Annotated in this window: 17 protein-coding genes; 8 read left to right on the forward strand and 9 right to left on the reverse strand. The window is 72.0% G+C overall.

Annotated elements, in window-relative coordinates:
* Positions 1 to 9: 9 nt before the first annotated feature.
* Positions 10 to 1,005, forward strand: coding sequence for an alpha/beta hydrolase (locus tag OCU29_RS00610; RefSeq protein WP_261818406.1), 996 nt, complete (start codon positions 10 to 12; stop codon positions 1,003 to 1,005).
* Here the strand turns inward: OCU29_RS00610 and OCU29_RS00615 are convergent.
* Positions 989 to 1,309: a multidrug efflux SMR transporter gene (locus OCU29_RS00615; RefSeq protein ID WP_179615616.1), complete on the reverse strand. Its 321-nt coding sequence runs from the start codon at positions 1,307 to 1,309 to the stop codon at positions 989 to 991. The genes OCU29_RS00610 and OCU29_RS00615 overlap by 17 nt on opposite strands.
* A 32-nt stretch (positions 1,310 to 1,341) precedes the next feature.
* On the opposite strand from OCU29_RS00615, the gene OCU29_RS00620 reads away from it, so the two are divergent.
* Positions 1,342 to 1,905, forward strand: coding sequence for a TetR/AcrR family transcriptional regulator (locus OCU29_RS00620; RefSeq protein WP_261818407.1), 564 nt, complete (start codon positions 1,342 to 1,344; stop codon positions 1,903 to 1,905).
* A gap of 30 nt (positions 1,906 to 1,935) precedes the next feature.
* On the forward strand, positions 1,936 to 2,919 hold the full coding sequence (locus tag OCU29_RS00625; RefSeq protein ID WP_261818408.1) for an SGNH/GDSL hydrolase family protein: 984 nt from the start codon (positions 1,936 to 1,938) through the stop codon (positions 2,917 to 2,919).
* A 122-nt stretch (positions 2,920 to 3,041) separates the two neighbouring features.
* Here the strand turns inward: OCU29_RS00625 and OCU29_RS00630 are convergent, their stop codons facing one another.
* Together OCU29_RS00630 and OCU29_RS00635 are read right to left on the reverse strand one after the other, a co-directional pair.
* Positions 3,042 to 4,019, reverse strand: coding sequence for a type IV toxin-antitoxin system AbiEi family antitoxin domain-containing protein (locus tag OCU29_RS00630; RefSeq protein WP_261818409.1), 978 nt, complete (start codon positions 4,017 to 4,019; stop codon positions 3,042 to 3,044).
* A 212-nt stretch (positions 4,020 to 4,231) separates the two neighbouring features.
* Positions 4,232 to 5,746 carry an AtzH-like domain-containing protein gene (locus OCU29_RS00635; protein ID WP_261818410.1) on the reverse strand — a complete coding sequence of 505 codons (1,515 nt, stop codon included), beginning with the start codon at positions 5,744 to 5,746 and terminating at the stop codon, positions 4,232 to 4,234.
* 43 nt (positions 5,747 to 5,789) lie between these two features.
* On the opposite strand from OCU29_RS00635, the gene OCU29_RS00640 reads away from it, so the two are divergent.
* Complete coding sequence (locus OCU29_RS00640; protein ID WP_179615620.1) at positions 5,790 to 6,125, forward strand: YnfA family protein; 336 nt, start codon at positions 5,790 to 5,792, stop codon at positions 6,123 to 6,125.
* A gap of 7 nt (positions 6,126 to 6,132) precedes the next feature.
* Here OCU29_RS00640 and OCU29_RS00645 read toward each other — a convergent pair whose 3' ends face one another.
* Positions 6,133 to 6,321: a hypothetical protein gene (locus OCU29_RS00645; protein WP_179615621.1), complete on the reverse strand. Its 189-nt coding sequence runs from the start codon at positions 6,319 to 6,321 to the stop codon at positions 6,133 to 6,135.
* Between the two features lie 106 nt (positions 6,322 to 6,427).
* Here OCU29_RS00645 and OCU29_RS00650 point away from each other — a divergent pair, with 106 nt between their 5' ends.
* A complete protein-coding gene (locus OCU29_RS00650; RefSeq protein ID WP_179615622.1) occupies positions 6,428 to 7,246 on the forward strand; it encodes a thioesterase family protein in 819 nt (272 codons plus the stop codon).
* A 30-nt stretch (positions 7,247 to 7,276) separates the two neighbouring features.
* Here OCU29_RS00650 and OCU29_RS00655 read toward each other — a convergent pair whose 3' ends face one another.
* The 4 genes from OCU29_RS00655 to OCU29_RS00670 all read right to left on the reverse strand — a co-directional run bounded on the left by OCU29_RS00655 (position 7,277) and on the right by OCU29_RS00670 (position 13,304).
* Complete coding sequence (locus tag OCU29_RS00655; RefSeq protein ID WP_261818411.1) at positions 7,277 to 8,821, reverse strand: sulfatase; 1,545 nt, start codon at positions 8,819 to 8,821, stop codon at positions 7,277 to 7,279.
* Between the two features lie 56 nt (positions 8,822 to 8,877).
* Positions 8,878 to 10,479, reverse strand: coding sequence for a sulfatase (locus OCU29_RS00660; protein ID WP_261818412.1), 1,602 nt, complete (start codon positions 10,477 to 10,479; stop codon positions 8,878 to 8,880).
* Positions 10,480 to 10,542: 63 nt separating this feature from the next.
* Positions 10,543 to 11,853 (reverse strand): HNH endonuclease signature motif containing protein, encoded by a 1,311-nt coding sequence (locus tag OCU29_RS00665; RefSeq protein WP_261818413.1) that lies wholly within the window; start codon positions 11,851 to 11,853, stop codon positions 10,543 to 10,545.
* 68 nt (positions 11,854 to 11,921) lie between these two features.
* A complete protein-coding gene (locus OCU29_RS00670) occupies positions 11,922 to 13,304 on the reverse strand; it encodes a hypothetical protein (protein WP_261818414.1) in 1,383 nt (460 codons plus the stop codon).
* 535 nt (positions 13,305 to 13,839) lie between these two features.
* On the opposite strand from OCU29_RS00670, the gene OCU29_RS00675 reads away from it, so the two are divergent.
* The gene (locus OCU29_RS00675) at positions 13,840 to 17,109 is read left to right on the forward strand and encodes a hypothetical protein (protein WP_261818415.1); all 3,270 of its coding nucleotides are present in this window, start codon (positions 13,840 to 13,842) and stop codon (positions 17,107 to 17,109) included.
* A 339-nt stretch (positions 17,110 to 17,448) separates the two neighbouring features.
* Positions 17,449 to 17,955 carry a hypothetical protein gene (locus OCU29_RS00680; protein ID WP_261818416.1) on the forward strand — a complete coding sequence of 169 codons (507 nt, stop codon included), beginning with the start codon at positions 17,449 to 17,451 and terminating at the stop codon, positions 17,953 to 17,955.
* 60 nt (positions 17,956 to 18,015) lie between these two features.
* On the opposite strand, the gene OCU29_RS00685 is transcribed toward OCU29_RS00680, so the two are convergent.
* Entirely contained in the window at positions 18,016 to 19,638 is a 1,623-nt protein-coding gene (locus OCU29_RS00685) for a hypothetical protein (RefSeq protein WP_261818417.1), read from the reverse strand.
* 326 nt (positions 19,639 to 19,964) lie between these two features.
* Between OCU29_RS00685 and OCU29_RS00690 the strand changes: the two genes are divergently transcribed.
* Positions 19,965 to 23,435, forward strand: a complete 3,471-nt coding sequence (locus tag OCU29_RS00690; RefSeq protein ID WP_261818418.1) for a hypothetical protein — start codon at positions 19,965 to 19,967, stop codon at positions 23,433 to 23,435.
* Positions 23,436 to 23,584: the final 149 nt, after the last annotated feature.

The following is a 23,584-nucleotide window of genomic DNA, read 5'->3' on the forward strand; positions in this document are numbered from 1 at the left end:
GCACCGACGATGAGCGAGCAGCCGCCCCTGGGGGTACGCGCGCTCGACGCGCTGTTCCGCGCCACGCCGGCGATGTCGGTGGCGCGGATGAGCGAGGAGCGGTTGCGCCGGGTCCAGGGGGCCACCATCCCCGCCCGGGGCCCGGCCAACCTGCTCCTGGGCCGCCCGCGCAGCGGGGTGCGCATCAGCACCCGCACCTTCCCCGCCAGCCACGGCGAGCTGCCGCTGCGGCTCTACGTGCCGCAGCGGCCCGCGCTCGGGCCGCGCCCCGTGGTGCTGCACCTGCACGGCGGCGGCTTCGTGCTCGGCAGCGCCCGCCAGGGCGACTGGCTGTGCAGCGCGGTCGCCGACGACCTCGACGCCGTCGTGGTGGCCGTCGACTACCGGCTCGCCCCCACCCACCGCTTCCCCGCCGCGCTCGACGACTGCTACGAGGCGCTGCTGTGGACCGTCGAGCACGCCCACGTCCTGGGCGCCGACCCCGAGCGCCTGGGCCTGATGGGCGACAGCGCCGGCGGCAACCTCGCCGCGGTGCTCGCGCTGCGGGCCCGCGAGGAGTCCGGGCCGGCGGTCCTGCACCAGGCGCTGCTCTACCCCGCGACCGACCTCACCGAGGCGCTGCGCGAGCACGCGTCGTACGTCGGCAACCGGGGGATCGTGCTGAGCAACGACGACCTCGAGATCTTCTACGGCCACTACCTGCCCGAGGGGACCGACCCGACCGACTGGCGGCTCTCGCCGGTGCACGCCCCCGACCTGGCCGGCCTGCCGCCGGCGGTGGTGGTCGTCGCCGGGCTCGACCCGCTGCACGACAGCGGGGTGCGCTACGCCGAGGCGCTGGTCGCCTCCGGCACCCCGGCCCGGGTGGAGGACTTCCACCTGATGCCGCACGGGTTCCTCAGCTTCCCCTACCTGGCGCGCAGCGCCCGGCCCGCGCTCGAGGCGGTGGTCGCCGACCAGCGCCGGCACCTGGGCGGGGACGCGCCGCTCAGTGGGCGCCGCTGAGGTTCAGCCCGACCACGCCGACCACCACCAGACCCAGCGACACGGCGCGGACCCAGCCCAGCGGCTCGCCCAGCAGCACCACGCCGACGACCGCGACCAGGGCGGTGCCCAGGCCGGCCCACACGGCGTACGCCACCGAGACCGGCATGGTGCGCACCACCAGCGACAGCAGCCACAGGGCGACGGCGTAGCCGGCGACCACCACGGCGGTCCACCCCGGTCGGGTGAACCCGTCGGTGCGCGGCAGGCTGGCCGTCGCGGCCACCTCGACCACGATCGCCAGCGTCAGGAGCAGGGCAGGCACCCCGCCAGTGTAGCGATCGCTACACTCATCGGATGCCCCGACGCGAACAGCTGCTCGACGAGGTCACCGACCACGTCCTCGAGCACGGCCTGATCGGGCTGACGCTGCGCCCGGTCGCGGCGGCGATCGGCACCAGCGACCGGATGCTGATCTACCACTTCGAGAACCGCGACGCGCTGGTCTCTGCGGTCGTGCAGCGGGTCAACGAGCGGGCGGTGGCCGCCGTCGAGGCGCTGCCGTCGCGGCGCACGGTGCGGGCCGGGGTGCACGGGCTGTGGGAGGCGTTCAGCACCCCGCCGCTGCAGGCGCTGATCACCTCCTACGTGCAGGCCGCCGCCACCGGGCTGCTGGGCGAGGAGCCCTACCGCAGTGACGTGCAGGCCTCCAACGCCGAGTGGGCGGCCGCGCTGCGCGACTACTTCGTGCGCTGCGGGGCCCCGCCGCGACGCGCGCGGCGGGTCGTGCGTCTCGTCGACGCCTCGCTGGTGGGGCTGCACGTCGACCTCGCCACCGAGACCTCCGACCAGCTCGCCGGGGTCGTCGACGACCTCGCGCGCGCCGCTCAGGGCCTGGCCCACCCCGAGCACGGGGCGTGACCTGCGTCACTCAGGCGCGTTGAGCAGGGCATGACGGCACGTCCCCACGCCCTGCTGGCACTCCTCGCCCCGCTGGTGGGCGCCCTGCTCGCCGCCCCCGGGGCGGGCCCCGGGCCCGCCGCTGCCGCACCGGCCGAGCGGCGCCTGCCGACGTTCACCGAGTACGTCGCACTCGGCGACTCCTGGACAGCCGACGTGGTGCTCGTCGACCGCTACGGCCTGCCCGACACCACCCACGCCCCGATCGACTGCGCGCAGTCGAAGTCGAACTACCCCAAGCTCGTGGCCGAGGCGCTGGCGGTGCCGGTCTTCCGCGACGCCTCCTGCGGCTCGGCCACCACCAAGCACTTCCGGCGACCCCAGGAGGGCCTGCCCCTGGGCGGCACCAACCCGCCGCAGTTCGACCGGCTCACCCGCACCACCGACCTGGTCAGCGTCGGCATCGGCGGCAACGACGCCGGCATCGCCGGGGCCGGCCTCGACTGCCTCAACCTGATCCCGGTCGAGAACCCCGTCTCCGACAGCGGCCCCGGGCTCCCGCTCGGCGGCTGCAAGGCCAAGTACACCGCCGGTGGCGAGGACCAGCTGGCGCAGCGGATCAAGGCGTCCGAGATCAAGCTCGTCAAGGCGCTGCGCCAGATCCACCGCCGCGCCCCGAAAGCCCGGATCCTGGTGATGGACTACCTCGACGTGGTGCCCGACCACGGCTGCTACCCGACCCTGCCGGCCACCGACGAGGACATGGCCTACATCTCCGCCAAGTTCCGCCAGCTCAACAAGATGGTGCACCGGGCCGCGCGGCGCGGCGGCGCCGAGGTCGTCAACACCTACCGCCAGAGCGCCGGGCACGACCTGTGCCAGGCGCCCCAGGTGCGCTGGGCCGAGACCTACGGGCCCTCGGTCAACGACCCCGCAGTCGGCGTGCCCGCCCACCCCAACGCCGCCGGCGCCCGCGCCCAGGCGGCGTACCTGCTCCAGCACCTGCGCGACACCGACCCCGACGTCTACCGCTGAGCGGGCGCCCTGCATGAGTCCCCGGCCGACCGGGGACTCCTGCACTTGTCAGGGGTTGCAACACCTGACAAGCGAGCGACTCGCCCGACCAGTGCGGCGGCCCGCTCTCGCCGTACGACGGCTCAGGCGCTGAGCGGGGGCGGCGAGAGCACCGCCCCGATGCGTCGAGCGGTCGCGGGACCCCGCTCGAGGTCGGGCCAGTCCACCCGGACCGGACGCCAGCCGGTGGCCTCGCACACCTCCTGCTCGCGCCTCTTCTCGCGCAGCACCGCGTCGGTGACGCTCTCGCCGGGGCGCAGCAGCCTGGTGTACTTCACCTTGCCGTCGAACTCCATGAAGACACCCAGGTCCGGCCAGGCGAAGTCGACCCTCGCCACGAGCCGGCCCCACCGGTCGCGCACCTCGTACTGCGGGACCGGCATGGGCAGCCCGTTGGCCCAGCACAGGTAGAGCAGCCGGCTCTCGCCCACCGACTCCAGCCGTGGGTCGCAGAGGCGCAGAACGATGTTGGCGGTCAAGGTGCCTGGCCAGTGGTCCATCGGCTCGGTGACGTCCTCGCCGAGGGCCCGGTAGCGCGTCTCGAGCGCCTCCCGGGTGGTCAGCCCGCGGTGCAGCAGGTCGTTGACCACGCACAGCGCGGCCTCGGCGCGGCCGGTGGTGGTCATCTCGAGACCCAGCCGCGTCGGCGACGAGACGACCAGCCCGCCGCGGGTCGCCGTGTCCCCGGGCAGCAGCTTGCCGCGGTGCTGCTGGACGCCCGCCTCGCGACGCCCCGCCTTCCGGTCGGGCCTGGTCACGTGCGCGTCGGTGAGGTCGAGCCCCCAGGCCGGTGCACCCCAGAACGGCACCGCCGAGGCGTGCGAGACCACCAGGTCGGTCCCGCCCTGGGCCACCACCGCACGAGCCCGCAACCCGTTGCGGCCCGCCTCGTCGAGGGCGTCGTACGACGCTCTGCTGACGTAGGCGCCCCAGCGGACCTTGGCCAGGTCGCCGCGCGCGACGGCGCGGGAGATGGCTCGGTCCGTCCAGCCGCTCGCGACGAGGTCCTTGCGGAGGTGGAGGGGAGTGAGCAACGGGTCGTGAGGAGTCAGTTCGTCCATGCCTCCGGTGGTGCCCCGGGCGTCGGCGGGCCTACCTGGGCGGGTGCTGGCCTGTGGACGACGAGTCGTCGGGGAGGGGTTGGGGTCAGCTGGTGGCTCGACCCGGGTCTCGCCAGCGGCGTACTTGGTGGGCGAGTCCCTCACCTGTCAGGTGTTGCAACCCCTGACAAGTGCAGGAGTCCCCGGCCGACCGGGGACTCCTGCAGCCGGGCTCAGGCCAACGAGGCGGCGAGGGCCAGCAGGTCGCGGTCGCGTCCGGGGGCGGCGGTGAGGCTGACGCCGCAGGGCAGCCCGGCGGCGGTGCGCAGCGGCAGGGTGACGGCCGGCATCGCGGCGAGCGGGGCGAGGCAGGTCAGCGAGAGCGTGGGCTCGCGCAGGGCGGCGAGGTCGCTGCCGAGCAGCGGCGCGACCGACGGCGTGGTGGGGGTGACCAGCACCCGGTCGCCGACCAGCTCGCGCAGCCGGGCGCGGGCGGCCAGCACGACCTCCTGGGCGCGCTCGGCGGTGCGCTCGTCGATGCTGGCGGCGTGGCTGAAGCGGGCACGGGCCTCGTGGCCGAGCACGTCGAGGCGGTCGCGCAGCCAGGCGCCGCGCACGGTCCAGGCCTCCCACGACTGCTGGGTGACGAAGGCGCGCCGCCACTCGGCCAGCTCGCCGAGCGACCAGCTCTCGCGCACCACCAGTCCCTGGGTGGCCACCCAGCCCTCGACGGCCTCGCGCACGTCGGGCTCGGCGAGGTCGAGCAGCTCGGGCACCAGCACCAGCTCGCCGCTGCCGCGGGCCGAGGAGTCGGGCAGCAGCACGTCGCCGACGAGCGCGAGCAGGTCGGCGTCGCGGGTCATCCAGCCGACGGTGTCGAAGCTCGGCGCCAGCGCCAGCACCCCGTGGGTGCCGATCGCGCCGTGCGTGGTGCGTACGCCGTACAGGCCCTGGTAGGCCGCGGGCACCCGCGACGAGCCGCCGGTGTCGGTGCCGAGCCCGATGGTGGCGTGGCCCAGCGAGACCGCGCTGGCCGGGCCCGACGAGGAGCCGCCGGGCACCCGGTACGGCGCCCGCGGGTTGGGCGGGGCGCCGAAGTGCGGGTTGGTGCCGAAGAGCGACCAGGCCAGCTCGTCGGTGCGCGCGATGCCGCGCAGGTCGGCGCCGGCCTCGACCAGGCCCAGCACCGCCTTGGCGTCGCCGCGCTCGATCGGGGCGGCGGCCTCCCACGCCGGGTTGCCGCCGCCGACGGGGTGGCCGGCCACGGCGTAGACGTCCTTGACCGCCACGCTCTCGCCCGACAGCGGCCCGCCGGGCGTGCCGGGCACCAGCGGGTCGCCGACCACCCGCCACACGCGGGTGTCGAGGGCCGGCGCCGGCTCGGAGGTGTGGGCGGCGGTGACCACCCAGCCGGCGTCGGTGCGCGCCCACAGCTGGGTCTGCTGCCCGCGCCCGCCCGAGGCGTGCTCGGTCACGGCCACCACCAGCGCGTGGTCGGGGTCGGTGACCTGCACGTGGGTCTGCACCAGCCGCCGCGGCCCCGGCGCGACGGCGTACGCGGTGATCGCGCTGCTGCCCACGAGCAGCCCGCGCGGGTCCCCGGCCAGGGTGCTGGTGCCCGGGGCGACGAAGCGGGCCAGCGCCGCGGTGTCACCCTCGGCGACGGCGCGCTCGTGGGCGCGGAAGGCCTCCACCAGCCCGTCGGGGACGGGCAGTGCTGGTCCGGGGGTCGTGCCTGGCTGCTCCACGCCGCCGAGTCTGCCCTGTCGAGGGGCCTGCGAGACTGCTGCCGTGCCCGTCGCCACCTCGTTGCTGCTCTTCACCCTGGCCGCCCTCGCCGAGATCGGCGGCGCCTGGCTGGTCTGGCAGGGGGTGCGCGAGGACCGCGGCCTGCTCTGGGTCGGCGCCGGCGTGGTCGCACTGGGGCTCTACGGCCTGGTGGCCACGCTCCAGCCCGACGCGAACTTCGGGCGCATCCTGGCGGCGTACGGCGGGGTCTTCGTCGCCGGCTCGCTGGCCTGGGGGATGGTCGTCGACGGGTTCCGGCCCGACCGCTTCGACCTGACCGGCGCCGCGCTGTGCCTGGTCGGGGTCGCGGTCATCATGTATTCGCCCCGCGCCGGCTGAGCGCCGCTCAGTCGCTGTCGTCGACCCGCTCCTGCGGGGCGTGGAGCTCGACGTCGGAGTCGGGGTCGGTGGCGTTGAGCTGCTCGTCGGGGTCCTTGTCGAGCCGCTCCGCGACGTCGGCCTGGGACAGGCCCTCCTCGTCGGGCACGCCCTCGGTGTGGAGCGGCTGGTCGTCGCGGCCGTGCAGGGTGCCCATGTCGTCCTCCGGGTGCTCGGGTGCTGGGGTGCTCGTCGTCCCACCGTGGCCCGTTGCGCGGCGGCTGGCTACACCCCCTCGTCGGCGGGTCGGTACCTTGCCACCCATGACCACCCAGCAGGCCGAGTTCGATGTCGACACCACCGTGACCCCCGCCGGTGAGGGCCGGTACGCCGCGCAGCTCGCGCCGGGCTGGAAGGTCGGGGGAGGGCTCAACGGCGGCTACCAGCTGGCCGTGGTGGGCACCGCGATCAGCACCCACCTGGCCGACAAGCCCGACCCGGTCGCGATCAGCGCCTACTACCTCTCCGCCGCGGAGGCCGGCCCGGCCACCGTCGACGTCGAGGTCAAGCGCGCCGGCGGGCGGATGTCGACGGTCGCGGCCGAGCTGAAGCAGGGCGAGGCCACCCGGCTCACGGTGCTGGCGACCTACTCCGACCTCGACCGCTTCGAGGGCGACGTGCGCACCACCGCGACCGAGCCCGACCTGCCGCCGCGCGAGGAGTGCGTGGGCCGGGCCGACGTGCCGTCGTACGTGCTGGAGATGGCGCCGCTGATGTCGCGCTTCGACATGCGCTTCCCGCGCGACCAGGCGGGCTGGACCACGGGTCAGCCCAGCGGCCGGGGGCGCTTCCAGGCGTGGTTCCGGCTGGAGGGCGAGCGGGAGCCCGACCCGCTGTCGCTGCTGCTGGTGCTCGACGCGCTGCCGCCGGTGACCTTCGACCTGGGCGTGATGGGCTGGGCGCCGACGCTCGAGCTCTCCGCCCACGTGCGCGCGAAGCCGGCGCCGGGGTGGCTCAAGGTGCAGCACCGCACCCGCAACCTGGCCGGCGGGATGTTCGAGGAGGACTGCGAGGTCTGGGACTCCACCGGTCGCCTCGTCGCGCAGTCGCGCCAGCTGGCGCTGGCGCCGCGCCCGGCCTGAGCCCCGCCCGGCCGACCGCGGGTCAGCGGGTCAGCGCGGCGCGGGCTCCGGCCCGAAGTCCTGCTGCTCGCACCGGCGTACGCCGGCGCAGTCGGCGAGGCGCTGGTAGCGACGGCGCAGCTCGGTCCGCACCCCTCGGTACGACGCCTGCCCGGCGACGTTGCGCAGCTGGCCGGGGTCGCGGCGCCGGTCGTAGAGCTCCTCGAAGCCGTCCCACCAGCGCGTGTAGGTGTAGCGCCCGGTGCGGACCCCGCGCCAGGCCCAGCCGAAGGCGGCGAGCTGCCGGCGGTCGCCGGTGCCGGCCTGGATGAGCGAGGTGTCGTTGACCGGGGCGCCGCTGCGCCACACCGGGCGCAGGCTGATCCCGTCGGTGTGCCCGGCCGCGCGCACGTCGTCGAGCACGCCGGCGAGGTCGAGGAAGGTCGGGGCCAGGTCGACCAGGGTGGCCGTCGCCCGGCTGCGGCTGCCCGGCTCGATGCCGGGGCCACGGACCAGGAACGGCACCTGCAGCGCCTCCTCGTAGGGGAAGTTCTTGCCGAAGATCCGGTGCTCGCCCAGCAGGTAGCCGTTGTCGCTGACGAAGACGATCAGGGTGTTGTCGAGCTCCCCGGTGCTGCGCAGCGCCCGCACCATCCGGGCGTTGGCCTCGTCGATCGCCTGCAGCGACCGGGCCCGGTCGCGCACGTGGCGGGTCAGGTGGTCGAGCGGGAAGCGCTTGCGGCGGCGTACGACGCCGGGCTTGTCGGAGACGTCGTCCTCGTTGAAGGACTTCTTGGTGCGGTTGCTGACCTGGAGGTTGCGGAACATGTCGGCGTGGCGTCGGGCGGGAACCGCTGAGCGCCAGCCCTTGACGAAGGCGGTGTGCGGGCCCACGTGGGAGGCCCACAGGAAGAACGGCTCGGGCTCGGGGGCGTACTGCTTGATCAGCCGCACCGACTCCCCGCGCACGATGTCGGCGACGTACCTGCGGCCGAAGCCGCGGGGCTGGCCGTCGTTGAAGAAGGTGGTGCCGTAGTAGGAGTAGGTCTTCTTGCCGGTGGGGGAGTAGAAGTCCCAGCCCCGGGGGCGGGGCTCCTCGAAGGAGTAGCCGTTGAGGTTCTTGCCGATGAAGGCCGTGCGGTAGCCGGCGTCCTGCAGCCAGGGGCCGATGTTCTGCTTCTCGTTGCGGCGGATGAAGGCCGACCAGCCGCCGTGGGGGCCGTCGTTGTGGCGCACCCCGTTGTTGTGGGCGTACTCGCCGGTGAGGATCTCCGCGCGGGCGGGGCAGCACAGCGGGTGGGGGCTGATGGCGTCGGTGAAGTCGAGGCCCTGGCGGCGCAGCAGCCGGCGGGTGCGCGGCATGAACCGCAGCTCGTCGTCGGTCTGGTCGTCGGTGGTGATCAGCACGATGTTGGGGCGCTGCGGCTCGGCGGCCGCGACCGGGTTCTCCGCGCCCCGGGAGTCCTCGCCGGGTCGGGTCGTCTGGTCCGAGGCCCGGCTCGCGGGCAGGCCGCCCGCCAGGAGGGCCAGCGCTAGCGCCAGCAGCAGGAGGGGCGTCAGGGCGCGCGCCGCGGCAGGGCGCAGTCGAGGGAGCACGAGGCGAGAGGGTGCCACGCCGGCGGCGAGGTGGGTGCTTCGTCCCCGGATCACGCTCAGCGCGGTGAGGGGACGGCCCCGAAGTCCTGCTGCTCGCACTCGCGCACGCCGCTGCAGTCGGCGAGCCGCTCGTAGCGCCGGCGCAGCTCGCGGCGCACCCCTCGGTACGACGCCTGCCCGGCGACGTTGCGCAGCTCGCCAGGGTCGCGGCGGCGGTCGTAGACCTCCTCGAAGCCGTCCCACCAGCGCGTGTAGGTGTAGCGCCCGGTGCGGACCCCGCGCCAGGCCCACCCGAAGGCGGCCAGCGCCTCGGGGTCGCTGGTGCCGGCCTGGATGAGCGAGGTGTCGTTGACGGGGGCGGCCTCGGCCCAGACGGGTCGCAGGCTGATCCCGTCGGTGTGGCCGGCCGCGCGCACGTCGTCGAGCACCCCCGCGTAGTCGAGGAACGTGGGGGCGAGGTCGACCATGCTGGCGGTGGCGCGGCTGGTGGTGCCCGGCTCGATGCCGGGGCCGCGGGCCAGCAGCGGCACCTGGAGCGCCTCGTCGTAGGGCACGTCCTTGCCGAAGTAGCGGTGCTCGCCGAGCAGGAACCCGTTGTCGCTGACGAAGACGACGAGGGTGTCGTCGAGCTCGCCGCTGCGGCGCAGCGCCCGGATGGTGCGCGCGTTGGCCTGGTCGATGGCCTGCAGCGACCGGGCCCGGTCGCGCACCTGCTTGGTGAGCTTGACCAGCGACAGCTTGCCCCGACCGCTGATGAAGGGCGGCTTGTCGCTGACGTCGGCCTCGTTGAAGGAGGCCTTGGCGCGGGTGCCGACCTGCAGGTCGCCGAAGAGGCCGGCGTGGCGACGGGCGGGGACCGGCGAGCGCCACCCGTCGACGTACGCCGCGTGCGGGCCGACGTGGGAGGCCCAGAGGAAGAACGGCTCGGGCTCGGCGGCCCAGGCCTTGATCAGGCGGACCGACTCGTCGCGCACGATGTCGGCGACGTACTTGTCGCCAAAGCCGCGGGGCTGGCCGTCGTTGTAGAAGGTGGTGCCGTAGTAGGAGTAGGTGCGTTCGCCGGTGGGGGAGAAGAAGTCCCAGCCGCGCGGGCGCGGGGCGGCGAAGGTGTACTCGTTGAGGTTCTTGCCCACGAACGCGGTGCGGTAGCCAGCCCGGCGCAGCCAGGGGCCGAGGTTCTCCTTCTCGTTGCTCGCCACGAACGCCGACCAGCCGCCGTGGGGGCCGTCGTTGTGGCGCACACCGTTGTTGTGGGCGTACTCGCCGGTGAGGATCTCCGCGCGGGCCGGGCAGCACAGCGGGTGGGGGTTGATGGCGTCGGTGAACTCGATGCCCGCGGCCCCCAGCAGCCGCCGGGTGCGCGGCATGAACCGCAGCTCGGCGTCGCTCTGGTCGTCGGTGGTGATCAGCACGATGTTGGGTCGCGGCTGGCGCTGCTTCGGCTCGTACGTCGCCCGCCCGGGCTCGGCGGTGGTCTCGCGCTCCGCGGGGGCAGGGGGCGGCACCGCCCGCTCGCTGCGGCGGGGGCGCTGCGGCCGCTCGCCGTCGTCGGTCTGCGCCGGCCAGGTCGCCACGATCAGCGCCAGCACCACGGCCGCGACGACCACCAGCACGCCGGCGCCGAGCCGCACCCGTGTCGGCAGTTCCGAGATCCCCATGCTTCCTAGACGGTGCTGGGGCGCGGTCGGTTGCCTTCGGGGCCGAACTTTCTCGGCGCGGGGTCAGGCGGCGGGCGTGTAGTCGTCGAGGACGATCTGTAGGCGGGGGTGGAGGATGTCGACCCGTGGTCGTGAGGGTTCGGGTGTGACTGGCGGGTCGCCGGGTGGGAGGTCGGGTGCGCGGGAGGGGACCTGGTGGCCGGTGGGGGTGGTCGTGACGACGGTGCTGCGCACGGTGGTGGCGGTGAAGCCGGGGGCTTCCTTGGCCTGGTTGCAGGCCTCGCACAGTCCTTGTCCGTTGGTGGCGCTGGTGGGGCCGCCGGCGTGGTCGGGGACGACGTGGTCGTGGTGCCGGATGGGTGCGTCGCACCACGGGGTGCGGCACGACTGGTCGCGCAGGTCGATGAACAGCCCCAGGCTCGCGGGGAAGGTACGGGCCCTGGAGTCCATCGCGACCAGGGCCCCGGCGCTGGTGGTGTAGAGCCGGCGCAGCGTCGCCTGCGCATCGGCGATCGCGGTGGCGACCAGCTCGCGGGCGAACCCGGCCGGCACCGGGCCGTAGCCGGCGACCCAACCGGGCTGGTGGCCGCCGCCGAGGAGGGTGGCGTCGGAGACCGTCAGGTTCACCGCCACCGGGACCACAGGAACTGGCGCCGGCTCGACGCGGTCGGTGAGCACGGAGGTGACGAGGGTGTCGGCCATGACCTGCCCGCGGGAGCGCTCATCACCACTCGCACGGGCGGAGTCGGCGGCGCGGGTGAGCGCGGCGTACGCCGCGACCCCCTGGGCGACCGGGAGCAGCGCGGTCAGGTAGGTCATCGTGTCCGGTGCCGGTCGCAGGGACACGTACCGCTCGCCCTCGGCCTTCCTCGACCGCTTCAGCGCGGCGTGCGGGTCGAGCTCGTAGGCACGGGCCCGCGCCGCGGCCACCAGCCGCTTGTCACCCCACCCCTCGGTCGTCTCGGGGTCAGCCATCAGCTCAGCGTCGACCCGGCGCCGGTCCTCCAGCGACAGGCAGGCGGTCTCGCGGGCCAGCAGGGTCGCACGCCACTCGCTGCACCAGCCGGCGCGCATCGCAGCCAATGTGTGCGGCATCTCGGCCACCAGGATCTTCGCCAACCCCAGGTGGCGGGCACCCCGGTTCGGCGACTCGCGCCTCGCCAGCCCGACCTGCGAGGCCACCCCGACACCCTGCCGCTCAGTGGGCAGACCGGCCGCGGCGTGGCGGCGGCGTACGACCTCGTCGAGACGAGCCGTCAGCTCCACCTGCAGCGCGTCGAGCCGGCACTTCTGCTCCTCCGCCGCCCGCAGCGCCTCGACCAGCTCGGCCTCGCCAAGGGCGGCGAGATCGCGGATGGAGGGAGCGGCTGTCATGCCCCGACTTTACTCGAACGCGCGTTCGACGGCTAGAGCGGCGCGAGATCTGTGGACGAAGGTTCGGATCAGCCGGCGTCGGCCAGGGCGGGGCCGACCCGCAGCCACCAGTTGGCGATCTCGCGCTGCTCTGCGGGTAGCGAGTCCATGCGGCCCAGGCTGCCGGGGGAGCCCATGCCGAGTGCCAGCAGCCCCGCGGAGCGGACGCCGCGGTGCGGGGTGGTCAACGTCGCGTCGACGACCCGCGCGGCTTCCCGATCGTCGAGCGGGGCGCCGCTGTTGCCGAGCGCAGTGAGGGCGCGTCGCTGCATCCACGGGTGGCGGTGCTCGTGGGCCAACTTGGTCACGTGGCCTCGTCGGGTGCCGGTGCCCAGCTGCCAGACCGCCTCCCAGGCGCGCGCGCCGACGAACTCGCTCTCCCTCGTGGCCAGCGACAGGCAGGCGTCGGCGACGGCGGCGCCGTACGGGCTGACGCGCAGCAGGCTGGCTGCCATCGATCGGCGCGCGCCGTGGACGTGGAAGAGCGCCTCGCTCACGAGCCGTTGCAGGAGGAGGTCGGGCTCGGCGGCGTGAATCGTCGGCGTGGCCGACTGGGCCTGGCTTGCGATGTCGCGGCTGCGGTTCCTGGCCACCTCGGCCGGGACCAGGCAGTGGCTCTCACGACTCGACTCGACCCGCTGGCGCAGCTGGGCGTCGCGCAGCGTCATCAGGACCCGGCGGTAGGACTGCTCGGGCAGGAACGTGGTCAGGTCGAGGATGTCGATGCCGCTCTGACCCTGGGGCGTGACCAGCTCGCGGATGGCCCGCTGCTCCAGGAGAGCCAGCGCCACGCCTTGGAAGTGCCCGTGCGCCGCCTTGGCGGCCGCGACCTGCACGGCGCCCTGGCTCAGTGCGCGAGCATCGGAGTCGAGCAGGCGCAGCACGAGCTTGCTCGCGGCCTCGTCGCGCACATGCTGGAGCAGCGAGAGGATCGGGCTGACGACCTGCACGTGCGGGTCGGTCAGCCAGGAGCCGAGAGCGGCCAGGACGTGACGCTGGGCCACGGGGTGGCAGATCAAGGTGACCGCGGCCTCGTAGCGGCGAAGCCGGTCCCCTCCGGTGGTGCGGGCCAGCTCGTTCACGAGCCGGTCGCAGACCGCCGTCCAGGTCGCCTTGGGCAGCAGCACCATCTCGAAGCGGGTGACCTCGACAGCCAGTCGCAGCCAGTCGCCCCCGGACATGGGGGCGGTCGGGTCGCCCGCCTGTTCGAGGAGCTCGGAGACGAGCTGGTCGGGCGCACTGTCGGCCTCGCAGAACTGCAGGGGCTCGGGCTCCGGCGCGCTCGGGTCGGAGGAGCGGATGAGTCCACGCTGTGTCGCCAGCAGCACGCCGGCCGGCAGTCCGATGGCCCGCTCGTAGCCGCGCACCACCTTGCTGGACACGTTCTTCGCGCCCGACTCCCAGCGGCTCAACCGGCTAACGTCGGCGGTGACATCGTGTTCGCGCAGTCGGGCCACGAAGTCCTTGCGGCTGGCCAGTTCAGGGTCGCTCGAGCAGGAACGACTGGTGGTCAGCAACCACGCGGTGCGAGCCACAGGGTCGGTGGTGCGGGACCGCATGGTGCTGGGGTCGTCCGGCATCTGCACCGGTCGCCCTCGCCGCTTCGTAAGGCCTGTCGGAGGCTCCTTGAGCCTTGGCGTGGTCGAGCGGGTCGGACGGGCCGATCCTCGCAAAACAGCTCCCCTGGTGTTGTCGACTCGTTGTCACGGCCCCGATGCCGTGGCGCTATATACCCACAACTAGTGATGCCCGTCTCAGTTATTGCAAAGGTCGTTGCAACTTGCATTAAAGCCACATCACATCTCTTTACCTTCCTAGAGTCGCGATCGTCTGGCTGGGCGCACTCTGCGTCTTCCGGACTCACAGCGGCCTTCGGGATCGCTGTGGCATGGCCTCGGGCTCGGTCGAGGTCGGTCCTCAACACACATCCGGAAGGATCTTTTGCACATGAACAGCAGCGGCATTAAGCGGGGGCTGGCCGGCTCGGCCATCACCGCCCTGGCGATCACGGGTCTCCCGTTCCTCGCTACCTCGGCTTCCGCCATCCCCCTCGCCGACCAGGCCACCACGCCCGGCGATGTTGAGCTCTACACGCCCGACGGCACTGCCTCCACCAAGAACGACGGTGTCGAGAGCAGCATCCACCTCGTCGCCAACGCTGCCGCCAACGTGCAGCAGGTTCGCTTCGAGTACAACACCAACCCGGCTGCGACCGCCGCGACCGCCGGATGGACGACGATCGCGACTGTGTCTCGCGACGCCGGTGCATTCGACACCGAGTGGACGCCGCCCCCGGCCCTCTTCAACACCCAGGTTGCGTTCCGCGCTGTGGGTCTTGCAGCCGGCCAGGCCGAGACCGACGTCGACGAGATCAACAACTCCGTCACCATCAGCCCGACCGCCGAGTCGGTTGACATCGCCTACGCCGGCGGGGCTGAGGTCGGCGTGTTCGACCAGCCTTACGCGGCCTCGGCTGGTCGTACCGTGACCAGCGAGGAGCTGCTCGGTGCTGTCTCGGGCACCACCTCGGACCTGTCGGCGGACCCCGCCCTCACGGTTGAGTCGCCCGGCCTGGGTGCACCCAACGATGAGGATGTCGCTGGTCCCGTGGCGCCGGGCGCAAGCTCGCGCACCTACTCCGCCCCGGTCGACTTCACTGGTTACAACTTCGCGCCGGCGACCCCGCCCGCGGCCGACCAGGCCCTGATCGTGGCTGAGGCCGGCGGCGATGACGCCGAGGCCGTCGAGCTCTACGAGCAGACCATCTCCGGTGTGACCGTCACCGCCGATGACAACACCGTCATCCCCGGTGGCAACAGCGACGTCACCGTCCTGGTCTCCGACCAGGACGGTGCCCCTGTCGTGGGCGCTGAGGTCGTCTCCCAGGACGGTCTCGGCACCAAGTTCACCAACTCGCAGGGCGAGGCTGTCTTCAACGCCGACCCCGCTGGTGAGTCGCAGACCTTCTCGTTCTACGTGAACACCAACGAGAACTACGCGTACGAGAACGGCACTGACTTCCGCCGCACCGTCACCATCAGCGAGGAGGCCCAGCAGCCCACCTCCATCGTGGCGGCATCGAACGACGGCGCTGCCTTCGATGAGGACGAGTACTCGGCCGGCGACATCTCGGTCACCGTCACGGACCAGAACGACGAGGGCATCTCCGGCGCCATCGTCAACTACACCTGGACCTTCAAGGCCTTCCCGACGACCGCCACCCCGAACCCCGTCGCCGTCACCACTTCGGGTGCCACGACCGCGACCGACTCGGACGGCGAGGCGACGGTTCCGCTGCCCACTGGTTACCAGGCGCAGGAGGGCACGTACGTCCTCAACTACTACCTCAACCAGGACGGTACGCCCGGTCAGGGCGCCGGCGACCTTTCCGGCTCGCCGCTGACGGTGAAGTCGGGCCAGGCCAACCTGGTCCTGGACGAGCGCGACCCGGCCCCGGCCGGAACGACCGCCACCTACACCGGCAGCCTGAAGCTCGACGACGGGACGGCGCTTGCCGGCCGCGACGTTCAGTTCACCTACACCCGCAACGGTGCCGGTGACGATGTCGTGATCGCTCCGCAGGCGGACCAGCCCGAGGGTACGACCCGGGTCAGCACGACTGTCGCTGAGGACACCACTGACGCAGACGGAAACATTTCCGTGGCGCTATTCGATCCTGCCGTGGCGGGCAGCCCGGAGTCCGAGCTCGACGGTGAGCTCGACGCCACGACGCTGAACACCGACGACATCGGTGACGCCGACGAGGACTCGAACACCGTGGACGTGGACTTCGTCACCGACGAAGTTGACGGCACCGCCGTCGTGAAGATCACCGAGAACACCGCCACCGGCAAGCCCGGCGAGGTCACCTCGGGCACGGTCAAGGTCACGGTCGACGACCCGGACACCACTGCGGTCGAGAACGACCCTGCCGCCAACGTCCTCGTGACCCTCACGGTCGACGGCGACGCCTTCTTCACCACCATGGGTGGGGAGCCGGCTGACCCGGAGGAGGGTGACCAGGCCGGTGACATCGTCGACCGCGGTCAGACCATCACCGTGGTCACCGACTCGACCGGCAACGCGACGTACTACATCGGCATCAAGGGCAGCGACGACTTCGACGACGACGGCGAGGCCACGGTCAACGTGACCGCGACGGTCGACGGTCAGTCGGACACCGAGGACTACGACTTCTCGTCCGAGAACCCGCTCAACGGCGGCGACGTCATCATCGAGCTGGCCAGCGACAAGTTCCAGGACAGCTCCGTGCTCCCGAAGCTGCCGCTGTCTGACACGGCCGCCTACGACGTCCAGGCCACCGACCAGTTCGGCAACCTGGTCAAGAACGTCGAGGTCGACATCGACATCGACGGCGTCGGTGACGCGGACCCGATCTCGGTCCGCACCGACTTCAACGACAACGTCGAGTTCGCTGTGGACTCGAACGTCGCCGGCGACTCGATGCCCGTCGGTACCTGGGACGCCCCGGTGAACGAGTACAACGACCTCGGTGTCGTCGTCCCGGACTCCGAGGACATCGAGGGCGAGGGCCCCGAGGTCGAGTTCTACGCGGTCGACTTCGCCAACAGCACCTTCACGCTGGCGCAGCAGGGCCCGGAGACCGTTCCGGTCGGCACCACCGTCATCATGGACTACACGGCCGTCGACCAGAACGGTGAGCCGATCGAGTTCTCGGTCGACTTCTTCCGTACCGGTCCCGACGACTTCCAGGACGGCGACCCGAACAACCCGACCCCGGTCGCGACCGGTGAGGACGGCATGGCGACGTACGTCTTCTCGGGCGCCGCTGAGGGCACCGCCACCGTGACGGCCATCGGCTACGTGGGCGCCACCGTGGTCCCCGCTTCGCAGGCGACCGACACGGTCTCGTTCGGCGAGGACCAGGGTCCGGAGCCGGTCGTCGTTGAGGCGATCATCTCTGCCGACTCGAACGGCCCGAAGAAGGACGTCGTCCGCTTCCAGGTCGACGACGAGGCCGAGGGTGCCACGGTCAAGCTGTTCAAGATCCGCGGCAAGAAGTCCGAGGGCAACAAGCGTCTGGTGCAGGTCCGTGAGGACATCGTCCCCGAGGGCGGCACCCTGACCTTCAAGGTCGCGGACCGCAACGGGAACAAGAAGACCCGCTTCATCGCGAAGGTCTCCGCCACGGAGATCTCGCAGAAGGCGAAGTCGAACACCCAGAAGCCCCGCTGATCCCAGCTGGACTGACGTGAGGAGTTCCGGGGCGGTCCAGCCGCCCCGGAGCGACTCTCCCCGGGGGACCGAGAACTCCGTCCCCTGCTCCTGCGCCCAGTCACCTGAGCGAGATCGATGAGCACAGCTCACTGAGCCGGAGACACAGACGCGGTCCGGGCCATTCTCTGTTGCCGCTGCTTGAGAATGGTCCGGACCGCCCTGTCACCATATGACACCAGGGTTCTCCGGCTGCATCACCGGGGCCGCACACGCCGTGTGCGGCCCCGGTGGGCATTTGGGGGTGCTGGGTGTCGCCCCGCTTTACTTTCGAGCGGGGGTGGATGTTTGACTCGGGCCATGCGCCTCTCCCATCCCGCCACCGCCCTGGCCGCCCTCGCCACGACCGCCCTCGTCCTCAGCGGCTGCAGCGGCGACGACGAGACCTCCGCCGACCCTGAAGCCACCTCGTCTGCCACGGCCGGCTACGACGAGGAGACCGGCGTGACCGACGACGGCAGCGGCGACAAGCAGCGCGAGTGCAAGGTCAAGGTCGACGTCACCGGCGGGGCGAAGGCCAGCTTCAAGGGCAAGGGCGAGTCGGTGCAGCCCGCGTCCGGACAGCCGGCCGCCTACTACCTCTACGACGGCGAGAAGGGGTCGATCCAGGTCTTCGCCGGCTCGGGGGACATCCCCACGAGCGCCGTCGTCACCGTGGACGGAATCGCTTACACGACCCCGCCGGACGACTCCGAGGGAGTGGAGGCCAGCGAGGACGGCACCTCGGTCAACGTCGACGCTGCGGCCAACCCGACGGAGGGCGACAGCATCGACGTCGTCGCCGAGTTCACCTGCGGCAACAGCTGAGCCGGACGCGCGGAGTACGGCGTCGCTACAGGAGTCTTCCTGTGCAAGCGCTGGGGCCTCCTAGCCGTTCCCCCCGACCCGAGCGCCTTCGGTCAGGACGACACAGTCAGGATCCTCAAGCCTCCGGGGGCCGTACGCCGATGCCTGCTCACCCGCGTCGGCGTCCCCCTCTCGTAGCCGCAGGCCCAACACACTGGCGGCAGCCATCCGGACCCCTTCGTCGGTCGACGCGCCCATCACCTGCGCGAGCGCCTGGCGTTCCGTGGCCGTGAGCTCGCCCCCGTGCAGGGCGATGGTCGTCAAGCCGCGCCGCTGGAGAGCCGGGCGTCGCTCGTCGATGCTGATGGAGATGGCGGCGCGACCGCGGGTGCCGAGCCCGAGGACCGAGAGGGCCTCCCAACCGCGGGCGGCGACGAACTCGTTGGGCTCGCTCACCAGGCGCAGGTACCGGTCGGCGGCTGTGTCGCGGTAACGGCTGACATGCAGGAGCCAGCAGGCCAGCTGGCGTCGGGGTGTGTGGGGGTGGAAGAGCGACTCCCGGACCAGGCGCTGCAGCATCCGGTCGGGTTCGGCCGGTGACTGTGGCGTGTGCGCCTGGACCCTGCGGGCGACGTTCCTGCTGATCGAGGTGCTGACCTGCGGGTCGACGAGATCGTGGCGGGCCCGCGTCAGCGTCAGCCGACGCCGCAACCGTCGGTCCGGCAGCGCCGTGAGCAGGCGGCTGAAGTGCGGCTCGGGCAGGTGGTGGACGGCGTTGGTGGTGGCCAGCCGATGAGCGCTGTCGCGCAGCAGCTCGTCACGGACCCGTCGTTCGATCCGGGTCAGGATGGCGTCGTCCAGGTGACGGCGGGCCATCTTGTCCGCGACGGCGAGCTCTGCCGCCGTGGCTGTCGCTCTGTCACTGCCCTCCAGAGCGCGCATCAGCAGCTCGGTGGCAGCCTCGGAGGCCGTGAACTGCAGCAGCGACGTCAGCACGGAGACCCATCGAGCGTCGGGGGCCGCCAGACGTTCCTCGATGGAGGCGATCATGTGCGGGCAGCCCGAGGGGTGGGTCATCAGGGTGACGCACGCTTCGTAGCGGCGGGCGAAGGCAGGTCCCGCGGTGCGCGTCAGCTCGTCGACCACCCGGTCGCACAACGTCCGCCAGGTCACCGTCGGCAGGATCAGCTGCCCGAACCGCTCCAGGTCCAGCGCGAGGAAGAGCCACTCGCCGCCCGTGAGCTGCTCGCCCGACGTGGCGCGGTCCAGGAGCGAGGCGGTCGCGGTGTCGTGCTCGGCGACCGGCTTCGCCGGGGGCCACGCCACGCGCACCGCCCGCACCGAGGCCCGCAGGAGACCGCGCGTGGCCGCGACGAAGGTCCCCTCCGGCACGCCTAGCAGCTGCTCGTAGCCACGCACCACGGGGAGGGGCACCACCTGTTGGCCGGACTCCCACCGGCTGACCCGGCTGAGATCGGCCGTGATGCCGAGGTCGCGCAGCGCGGTCGTGAGCACGTCCCGGCGAGACATGTCGGGGTGCAAGGCGCGCGACGTGGACAGCAACCAGCCGACTCGTGCCCACGGGTCGACGGCTCCGGAGCGCTCGGAGGCGGGGTCGTCCGGAAGGCGGATCGGCCGGCCGGGACCGTTGCGGCTGGGCCCTCTGGCGGTCGTGTCGTCGCGTGAGTCCACCGGGACCGACATGGGGTGTCTCCTCTTCTCCTCCCCGTCTGACCGTCTCCCGCGGTTCCGTCGTGAGGCTTCCCGGGCCCCGGTGCACATGTAAACCGTTCTGGTCGCGGCGCGTGCAAGAACTTTGCGAAATGACCCGTCCATACCGATTGACAGCGCCCGTGTAAATGATTATAGGAGAGCAATTTTTGGCTGCGCAGCAATCGCGCGCCGTCGCTCTTTACCTTCCTAGGGTTCCTGCGTCCCGCCCTGCTCCCAGCTCGGCGGTCACACGGACTCGGGTCCAGCCCACCGGAAGCACCTTCCGGTGGAGTGCTCCCACTTTGGAAGGAACATCCATGAACAGCAGCGGTATGAAGCGGGGCCTGGCACTCAGCGCCATCTCCGCCCTCGCGCTCACCGGCCTGGCCACAGCGCCGGCCCAGGCCCGAACCCTGGATGAGGCCGGCGTCGGCGCCGTCGTCCTCTACAGCCCCTCGATCGCCGACGTCTCCAACAAGTCGGACGGCACCAACAGCACCGTGCGCCTGGTGGCGGCCTCCAGCCACAACGCCGCCCACTCCATTCGCTTCGAGAGCGAAGGGCCCGCCGGCGTCTGGAGCACCATCGCGACAGTCCCCCTGAACCAGGGGCTCGCCACCAGCGCCTTCACCGCGTCGGCCAGCATCCTGTCGGTGCGCGCGGTCACCCTCGACGGCAGCAACGCGGTGCTGGCGACGTCCGCTCCCCGCGCGACGAACTTCGCAGCGGCGAACAACGCCATCACCCTCGACGGTGCCACCCGCTCGCGGGTCGGCGTCTTCGAGAACGTCGGCTTCGGCACCCGGACCGCGGTCGTCTCGGGCAAGACCGGCAGCGCCAACCCCGTCAACGTGCAGAACGCCGGCCCGAACGCCGGCCTCGCCTCGGCCGCCACCCCCGGCGCGGCCGACGCCGCCGGGCTCCGCAACTTCCGCGCCGTCGTGGACATCGCCGCGGGCAACCTGGTGGACGACACCACCCTCGGCAAGCCCAGCGACCTCGACGACGACGTGGTCATCACCGTCGACAACGGCGAGAGCAGCGACGCCCAGGTCTACTCGGCCTACCTCCAGCGCGTCACCGCCGCGTCCTCGACGGTGGCCGTGGCCAACGGCTACCAGGCCAACGTGGCCGGTGACGTCAACGGCGGCAACTACGGCGCAGCCGGTGGCGGCGCTCCCGACGGGGTGCCTCTCAACGACCTGACCCGCTACAACGTCACCGTCCTGGACCAGAACGGCCAGCCGGTCGCCGGTGCGAACGTCTACGCAGCCGACGCCGCGGGCACCTACGACTGGACCAACCTGCGCGACACCGCCGGTGCGCAGTTCTGGGACACCACCACCAACGCCCAGGGTCAGGTGCCGGTCGTGCTCGACGAGTCCGACATGGACGGCGGCGACGACAAGAACCCCGCCCCCAACGTGCAGTCGGCCTACCTGGTCGTCGACGTCAACGGCGACTACAACTTCCAGAACGCCGGCGACGTGCTGCTCAAGGTCGAGCAGACCAACGTGCCGGCCGCGGCCAGCAAGATCGAGCTCGCCAACAAGCTGGGCGCCGCCCAGGACGACGACGAGACCGGTGAGGTGACGATCACGGTCACCGACGCCGCGGGCAACCCGGTCCAGAACGCCGCGCCGACCGTCAAGGTCACCCGGACCTGGACCGCGGGCGGCGTGCAGCAGACCAGCGTCAACAACGTGACGGTCCCCGTGACGGACAACAAGGGCCGCACCACCATCACCGAGGCCTCCGGCGCGATCAAGGGCCAGCAGAACACCCTGTCCTCGATCAAGGTCGAGGTCAGCATGGCCAACGGCACCACCGCCACGCCCCTGGTGATCGAGTCCGACCAAGCGAAGTTCGTGTGGGACGAGGGGGCCACCGCCCAGGCACTCGCCGGCAGCACCACCACCCAGTCGGGCAAGCTGCAGCTGCCCAGCGGCGCCGTGCTGCCGGGCCGGACCTTCGGTCTCACCTTCACCCCGACCGCGGACGCCGACGCCAACGGCGCGACCATGCCGCCCACCCCCGGCGACGCGTACTTCGCGCCGACGGCCGACCAGGTCGACAAGAACACCCAGGTCGGTGGCAAGCACAACGCGACCGGCACCACGGGTGCCGGCGGCGGCTTCTCCGTCACCGTCATCGACCCGACGCCCGCACCGGGCGCCGAGCTGAACGACGCCGTCACCGCCGCCTCGGTGGCCCTCAACAACCCGGCGGCCCCGGGTGTGGCCGCCGACTCGGCGGACGCGACCCTGGACCTCGACTTCCTGCGCTCGCTGGAGGCCACCCGCATCGAGGTGCAGAACCCCGACAGCCCCGGCGCCCCGACCCAGGACGGGCTGGCCAGCGTCACCTTCCCGTCGGCCGGCCAGGACGAGTCGATCCCCGGCGTGCTGAGCCGCGGCACGGTCGTCGCCTTCAACAGCGACGGTGTGCAGCTGGACTCGCCGAAGGTGAAGCTCACGGTCGACGAGGGCTTCTTCGTCGACACGAGCAGCAACGCCAAGGCCTTCGACGGCACCCCCAAGCAGGGTGACGTCGTCGACTACAAGGACTCCGGGCAGAGCAAGGAGGTCACGCTGAAGGACGGCGTCGGCACCTTCTTCGTCACCATCGAGCGCAACGCCGGCTTCGACGACGACGGCCGGGTCGACGACAAGATCCGTGCCACCAGCGGCGGCGCCTCCGACACGCACGACGTGCGGTGGACCACCGTGGGGGCGCCGGCCAACCTGGCCAAGACGAACCCCCTCGTGGTGGAGCTCTCCAGCGACCAGGACTCGACCGTGCTCCCCAAGGCGCGCGCGGCGGCCCCGGGCGACGTCGAGGGTCAGAACGTCAACTACGACGTGAAGACCACGGACTTCTGGGGCAACCCGACCAGCATGGGTCTCACGATCACCGACAACACCCCGCTGGCCCACGTCAACGGCTTCCGCTCGGCGTTCTCGGCCAACCAGCCGGCCGTCGTGGCGTGGGCCGAGCGCGCCACGTCGCAGGTGCTCGAGGTCGAGGCCGACGGCGCCCGGTCGTTCACCTACAGCGCCAACATCGCGACCGGCGCCCTGCTCTCCACCCCGACCAACCCGCAGGCCTACGTGATCGCCAACCGCGACGACGTCGAGCAGACCACCTCGGCGATCCAGTGGTACACCGTCGACCCGGCGGCCTCCACCTTCACGCTCGCCCAGCAGGGCGCCGAGGAGGTGCCGGTCGGCACGACCGTGACCATGGAGCTGCTGGCCAAGGACCAGGAGGAGCAGGCGCTCCGCGGTGCGCAGGTCAACTTCGTGCGTTCGGGCCCCGGCCCCAACGACTCGGACGGCAACAACTGGGACAACGTCAACAAGGACGGCAAGGCGTTCTACGACTTCGCCGGCACCTCGGCGGGAACGGCCTCCGTCGCGGCCATCGTGTCCCTGAACGGCAACCGCATCGCGAAGGTCGATGACACCGTCTCCTTCGTGGGCCCGGTCGTCACCGACATCACCCCGGTGCTGAAGCTGACGGGCTCGAACAACGGCAAGCAGGCCGACGAGCTGAAGGTCAAGGTCTCCGACGTGCCCGCCGGAGCCACCGTCGAGCTCTACAAGCTGACCCGCAAGCGGGGCCAGCGCCTGGTCGGGACCGCAGTGACGGACGCGAAGGGCGTCGCCACCTTCTCGGTGCGCGACAACTCCAAGAAGCGCACGTCCTACATGGCCCGCTCGGTGGCCTTCGACAAGGACGGCGTGACCTACAACGCCAGCAAGTCCAACAAGCGCAAGGTCCGCTGACCTCGCGTTGACCAGGACCGGCCCGAGGCGCGCGAGCGCCTTGGGCCGGTCACCGGCTGAGGGGCTCGGGCTCTGAGCCTCCCGTACTTCGACGGGACCACGGACGCGGTCCGGGTCACTTCCCGACGCCGCTGCCGGGGAGTGGCTCG

The sequence above is a fragment of the Nocardioides sp. OK12 genome (genome assembly GCF_024341885.1).
Lineage (GTDB): Bacteria > Actinomycetota > Actinomycetes > Propionibacteriales > Nocardioidaceae > Nocardioides > Nocardioides marinisabuli.